The sequence below is a fragment of the Amycolatopsis sp. SID8362 genome, from assembly GCF_010550475.1.
Lineage (GTDB): Bacteria > Actinomycetota > Actinomycetes > Mycobacteriales > Pseudonocardiaceae > Amycolatopsis > Amycolatopsis eburnea.
In genome coordinates this window covers 1-6,077 of sequence record NZ_JAAGNB010001114.1, presented here as the reverse complement: position 1 = coordinate 6,077, position 6,077 = coordinate 1, and the positions used below count along the sequence as shown (strand labels likewise).

5 protein-coding genes and 1 pseudogene are annotated in these 6,077 nt (G+C 71.6%); all 6 read right to left on the bottom strand.

Annotation, left to right across the window (positions count from 1 at the left end; genetic code table 11):
- Positions 1 to 8 precede the first annotated feature (8 nt).
- Entirely contained in the window at positions 9 to 719 is a 711-nt protein-coding gene (locus tag G3I65_RS34990) for an SDR family oxidoreductase (protein ID WP_160699894.1), read from the bottom strand.
- Positions 716 to 1,810 (bottom strand): DUF917 domain-containing protein, encoded by a 1,095-nt coding sequence (locus G3I65_RS34985; RefSeq protein ID WP_160699893.1) that lies wholly within the window; start codon positions 1,808 to 1,810, stop codon positions 716 to 718. Before G3I65_RS34985 ends, G3I65_RS34990 begins: the two co-directional genes overlap by 4 nt.
- Positions 1,807 to 2,877 carry a DUF917 domain-containing protein gene (locus G3I65_RS34980; protein WP_160699892.1) on the bottom strand — a complete coding sequence of 357 codons (1,071 nt, stop codon included), beginning with the start codon at positions 2,875 to 2,877 and terminating at the stop codon, positions 1,807 to 1,809. The genes G3I65_RS34985 and G3I65_RS34980 overlap by 4 nt, the downstream gene beginning before the upstream one ends.
- On the bottom strand, positions 2,877 to 4,418 hold the full coding sequence (locus tag G3I65_RS58880; protein ID WP_160699891.1) for a hydantoinase/oxoprolinase N-terminal domain-containing protein: 1,542 nt from the start codon (positions 4,416 to 4,418) through the stop codon (positions 2,877 to 2,879). The genes G3I65_RS34980 and G3I65_RS58880 overlap by 1 nt, the downstream gene beginning before the upstream one ends.
- Positions 4,419 to 4,433: 15 nt before the next feature.
- The gene (locus G3I65_RS34970; protein WP_160699890.1) at positions 4,434 to 5,759 is read right to left on the bottom strand and encodes a cytosine permease; all 1,326 of its coding nucleotides are present in this window, start codon (positions 5,757 to 5,759) and stop codon (positions 4,434 to 4,436) included.
- Positions 5,760 to 5,865: 106 nt separating this feature from the next.
- A pseudogene (locus tag G3I65_RS34965) lies at positions 5,866 to 6,077 on the bottom strand (short-chain dehydrogenase); the annotation flags it as partial.

The following is a 6,077-nucleotide window of genomic DNA, read 5'->3' as shown; positions in this document are numbered from 1 at the left end:
AGACGAGCTCAGCGCAGCGCGTACCCGCCGTCGGGGTAGAGCGTCGACCCGGTGGTGTACGTGCTGCCGAACAGGTACAGCACCGCGTCGGCCACTTCGGACTCCTTGCCGACGCGGCGCAGCAGCGTGTCACGCGAGTACTGGTCGAAGCTCGCCTCCCGCACCGCGGCGGGCCGCCCGGCCCACAGGTCGCCGTCGATGGTCCCCGGCGCGACGACGTTCACCCGGACCGGCGCCAGCTCGACCGCGAGTCCCCGCCCGAGCCCTTCGACGGCGGCGTTGCACGCGACGTACGCGGGCGCGGCACCCGGTGGCCGGACGCTCGCCGCGCCGGACATGAGCACGATCGACGCGTCGGGCGCCAGCTTCGGGACCGCGTGCTTGACGGCGTGGTACTGGCCCCAGAACTTCGTCACGAACGGGCTGGCCGCGTCGGAGTCGCTCAGCTCCCGCAGCGGCCCGACGGTGTAGGACGCGCCGGGCGTGAAGAGGTGGTCGACGCGGTCGAGGGCCCCGAAGAACGCGGCCAGGGAGTCCTGGTCGGTGGTGTCGACGACCTGCCAGGTCCCGCCCACCTCCTTCGCCGCCGTCGACAGCTTCTCCGGCGTCCGCCCGCCCAGGTGGACCTTCGCACCCTCGCCGGCCGCCCGCCGGGCCACTTCACGCCCGATGCCCGAACCACCGCCGATGATCACGACGTGCTTCCCGGCCAGGCTCATCCGATCTCCTCCACGGGCGTGAACGCGTGCGGCAGCCCGAACGCGGCCGGGCCGAAGGTGGCCAGGGCTTCCGGTGTGCGCATCAGCGGCGGGGTCGAGATGCCGATGACGGTGACGCGCTGGCCGTAGCGCAGGGTTTCGGTGGTGATCGGCTCGGCCGTCGTCGACTCGAGCACGCAGATGAGGTCCGGCACCAGGCACCGCACCGCACCGTCCACAGTGGCCAGCAGGTTCTCGTTCTGGAACAGGATCTCCAGCTTGCTCGCACCGTCGAACGACACCGCCGCCGCGCGGCCGCGCGCGAAGCCCGCCTCGGTGCGACGCTCCACATCGGACACCTTGCCGCGGAACAGCACCCGCAGGTGCTGGTACGGCGTTTCGACCAGCGCCGAGGCCAGCCGGGTGACCGGGTCTTCGTTGCGCTCACGCGCTTCCCGGATCGTCCGGCCGACGGTCAGCGCCAGCGAAAGCGTTCGCGGCACGGCGGTCCGCTTCACGTCGGCGCCGCTCATCGCGTACTCGGCGATGTGCGCGACCCCGCCGAGCCGGATGGTGATCCCGCGGGCCAGCCACTCCATCCGCCGGTTGTCCGCGCCGGTGTCGATCACGGTCGTCTCGCCGCGTTCGCCGCCGATCGCCATCGGCGAGCCCGGGATACCGTATACCCCGAACGTCTCCATCTGCAGCTCCGGGAACGCCCGGCCCATGCCGTCGGCGTCGACCACCGGCAGCCCGAGCCGGGCGCCGACGATCAGCGGGATCATCGAATTGATGCCCCCGCACTCGATCGGCATGGTCGCGTCCGCGCGCTTCCCGAGGTGCTTCTCCAGCGTTCGCAAAGCCAGCACGGGCTCGGCGCCGTTGGGCAGCTTCTCGTGCACCACGGTCGGCGCGCCCATCTGCGCGGTCGGGATCACCAGGGCGTCGTCGGCCACTTCGGCCGGGTCGAGGACCGTGATCGGCCCATGCTCGCGGATGGCCTCGCGCACGAGCAGCCGCCCGACGTACGGGTCGCCGCCCCCGCCGGTGCCGAGTACGGCGGCGCCGCGGGCGAGGTCGGGCAGGTCGTCCTCGGTCAGGGTCCAGCTCACCCGGCCACCCCGATCGGGTCGATGTCGTAGCCGAAGTACCGGGGCCCGGCGAGCGCGATGCCCTCCGGCGTGTGCCAGCGCGGGTCGGCGGGCGCGGCGATCACCGTGACGCGCTGGCCGTACCGCAGGCCTTCGGTCGTCACGGCCTCGCCGGATTCACGCTCCAGCGTGCAGATCAGGTCCGGCACCGACGCCTGGACGACGCCGTCGCGCTCGGCCACCAGGTGCTCGTTCTGGAAGCGCAGCACCAGTTCCGCGCCCGTGTCACCGTCCATTCCGGACAGTTTCGCCTCGCCGCGGGCGAACCCGGTGACCGTCCGGCGCGCGACGTCGACGACCTTGCCGCTGAACAACCGCCGCCCACCCAGCCGGGAAACGACCCGCGCGACGGGGTCCTCGTGGGCGGCGCGCGCGGCCCGGACCAACGCGCCCAGTTCGGCGCACAGGCTGAGCGTGCCCGGTACCAGGGATTCCCGCGCCTGCCCGCCGGACATCGCGTAGTTGCTGATCATCGCCGAGCAGCCCATGTCGATCGTCGCCGACCGGGCCAGGCGCTCCGCCCAGCGGTTGTCGACTGTATCCAATACTCCGCGGTTGCCCTTTTCGTCGGCAATCGACATCGGAGTGGCGCGGATTCCATACAGTGTGGGAAGTACCATCTGCAGCTCGGGGAACGCGCGGCCCATGCCGTCGGCGTCGACCAGCGGCAGGCCGAGCTGTGCGGCCGCGACGACCGGGATGAGCGAGTTGACGCCACCGGCTTCGGCGCACGCGATGTGCGTCAGCTCCTTGCCGAGGTAACCGGCGAGCGTGCGCGCGGCCAGACCCACCTGCTCGGCCGAAGGCAGCTTCTCGACCATCACCGTCGGCGCGCCCATCATGGCGACCGGCAGCACGACGGCGTCGTCCGGGACGTCCGTCAGCGGGACCAGCGGCACCGCCCCGTGCGCGCGCACCGCCGAGGAAGCCAGCAGCCGCCCGATGTACGGGTCGCCACCGCCCCCGGTGCCGAGGATGGCGGCACCGCGGGCGATGTCGTCGAGGTCGTGTCCGGTGATCTCGCGCATCACGCCCCCAGCTGCAGGTCGCCGACGGCCTTGACGCGGATGCGCGTGGCGTTGCCGGGCAGGTACGGGATGGGCACCTCGTCGAAGTCGACGATGCCGACCGACGCCGGCGACGCACCGGCGGCGACCGCGCGGTCGACAGCCTCCTGCTTCGCCTCGTCGACGACGGCTTCACGGCGGCCGGGTTCGATCACGTAGACACGATCCACTTCACCGCCGATCTGGGCGATGGCCGCGCCGATCGCGTTGGCCACCGCGTAGTTCTCCGGCCGGTGCACCTCGCCGCAGCCGGCCAGCTCGTCCGGCAGCAGCACCGAGCCACCGCCGACGGCGACCACCGGCAGCGGTTCCGCGGACGTCCGCATCCGTTCGACCACATCGGACACGTCCGCGGCGATGCGATCCAGCGCCGCCCGCACCAGCGAACGGTCCAAATGCGACACCAGCGACGGGTCGCCGATCTCCGCGCGCCCGGCGGCGACCGCGATGTCGGTCGCGGTGAGAGTGTCCCCGCCGAAGACCAGCGCCTTCGACGTCAGCTCGTAGCCGACCGAATCCGGGCCCACGGTGACGTTCCCCCGCACCCGGCTGCCGCCGCCGATGCCGATCGACAGCACGTCCGGCATCCGGAAGTTGGTGCGGATGCCGGCCACGCTGACGTCCGTGGTCGCCTCGCGCGGGAACCCTTGCCGCAGCACGCCGACATCCGAAGTCGTGCCACCGACGTCGACCACCGCGCAGGTGTCCAAACCGGACAGCACGGCCGCGCCGCGCATCGAGTTCGTCGGCCCGGACGCGAACGTCGCCACCGGGTACCGGCGGGCGAAGTCGACGTCCATCAGCGTGCCGTCGTTCTGGCTCAGGTAGAGCGGCGCGGTGATGCCCGCGCCGGTGACCGACGCGGACAGCCCGTCGACGATGTGCGCGGCCAGCTCGCGCAGCGCCGCGTTGATCACCGTCGCGTTTTCCCGCTCCAGCAAGCCGATCCGGCCGATCTCGTGGGACAGCGAGATCGCGACGTCCGGCAGCTGCGCGCCGATGATCTCGGCCGCGCGGGCTTCGAACTCGGCGTTGACCGGGGAGAAGACCGAGGTGATCGCGACGCTGCGCACCCCGGCCGCCCCCATGTCGTCGGCGGCTTTGCGCAGCTCGCTCTCGTCGAGCTCCGCGATGTGGCGGCCGTCGAACTCGTGTCCACCGTGGACCAGATAGCTGCGCCCCGACACCGCGTCGACGAGCCGCTGCGGCCAGTCGACCATCGGCGGCAGCGACGCCCCGGCCGGCAGGCTCAGCCGCACGGCCGCGGTCGGCGCGAGCCGGTGGGCCTCGACGAGGGCGTTGATGAAGTGCGTGGTGCCGATCATCACCGCCCGCACCGCCGCCGGGTCGAACGCGCGTTGCCGCTGCAGGCCGTCGATCGCGGCGACGATGCCCGAGGTGACGTCCGCGGTCGTGCTGGTCTTGACCGAGGCGAGCACCTGACGGCCGTCGAGCAGGACAGCGTCGGTGTTGGTGCCGCCGACGTCGATGCCGATGCGCACGAAGGGTTCTCCTTTTCAGACTGCGGGAGCGGGCTCGGCGTCGGCGGTCCGGCTGCTGCCGATCCCCCGCACGAGCCCGAGCTTCCCGGCGACGACGTACAGGACGAAGGCGACGACGAGCGAGTTGATGCTCGGCAGGCCCCAGTCGACGAACTCGCCGAACAGCGCGGCGGCGATCCAGACGACGATGGTGGCGGGCACCCACACCGGCGCGTCCTCGGGCACGGTTCCCCGCGCCCGCGCGGCTTCCAGGTCCCCGCGCCACTTCTTCACGACGAAGTACTCGGCGACCATGATCCCGGCGATCGGCGGGAACGCGACGCCCAGCACGGTCAGGAAGTCGGTGAACTTGGCCAGGATCCCCGCCGCGGCGAGCAGGCTGCCCGCGACGCCGAGCACGGCCGTCACCAAGCCGCGGTGGGCTTTGCGCCCGGACACCGTGCCGATGAAGTTCACGACACCCAGGCCCGACGAGTACAGGTTCCAGTCGTTGATCTTCATCGTGCCGGCGATGACGATGAGCAGGCCGATCCAGCCGACCGACGACGTCACGATGGTGGTGATGCCGGCGCTGCCGACGGCGTGCGCGAGCAGGACGCCGGACAACCCGATGACGTACTCGCCGAGGGTGATGCCGACGAGCGTCTGCTTGACGACGTCCGAAGTGGACCGGTTGAAGCGGGTCATGTCCGGGGTGATCACGGCGCCGACGATGAAGCCGCCCGCGACCAGCGTGGTGCCCTGCAGCAGGCTGAGCGCCGGGCCGGGCGGGGCCGAGGAGACGAGCGAGCCGAGGTCGTGGCGGGTCAGCTCGGAGATCACCGACCAGCCGACCAGGATCAGGAACGCCGGCACGGTCAGGTACGCCGTCCAGGCCATGGAGTGGAAGCCGCGGACGACGATCGCGGTGACGAGCAGGCCGAACAGCAGCGCCCAGCCCCACTCCGGCAGGCCGCCGATGAGCGCGACGAGCCCCTGCGCGGATACTGCCGACTGGATACCGAACCAGCCGATGAGGCTGATCCCGATGGCGAGCCCGATGAGCGCCGAGCCGCCGCGGCCGAAGCCGGTCCAGCGGGCGATCATGGACGTCGAGAGACCCTCGCGGACGCCGATGACGCCCACGAGGATGGTGATGAGCTCCAGGATGACCGAGCCGAGCGTGAACGCCAGAACCGCGTTCCAGAAGCTCATCCCGAAGCCGACGGTGGCTCCGAGCAGGAACTGGGACAGGGCGGACACCTGGCCGAACCGCTGGACGGCGACCGACCACCACGAGTACCGGGCGTGGTCCGGCACTCTGGTGAGGGCATAGTCATCGACACCGACTGTTGAGGCCACGCCGACCTCCTAATCCGGAGAGGGGAACGGGTTCCCCGCACCGTAAGCAGCGACTCCGGCGACGTCACCGTGCGATGTGCACAGTCCGGGCGTCCGAGGTGTGCACTCAGGCCAGCGGGTCCACCCCGGTCAGCGTGACACTTTCCGCCCAGAGCCGCCCGGCGGCCGCTTCGTCGGTCAGGTTCGCCCAGCGCTCTTCCAGGAGAGGCCGGCCGCGCAGGCCGAATACCCGCGGTCCCCACAGCTGCCCGCCGGTGACGTCCGGGCCGAGCACCGCGCGGACGCCGGGCCGCGCGCCGGCGTCCTTGCCGTGCAGCA

Coding starts and splice junctions, on each gene's coding strand:
- G3I65_RS34990 (WP_160699894.1), bottom strand. CDS start 719: ATGAGCCTGGCCGGGAAGCACGTCGTGATCATCGGCGGTGGTTCGGGC.
- G3I65_RS34980 (WP_160699892.1), bottom strand. CDS start 2,877: ATGCGCGAGATCACCGGACACGACCTCGACGACATCGCCCGCGGTGCC.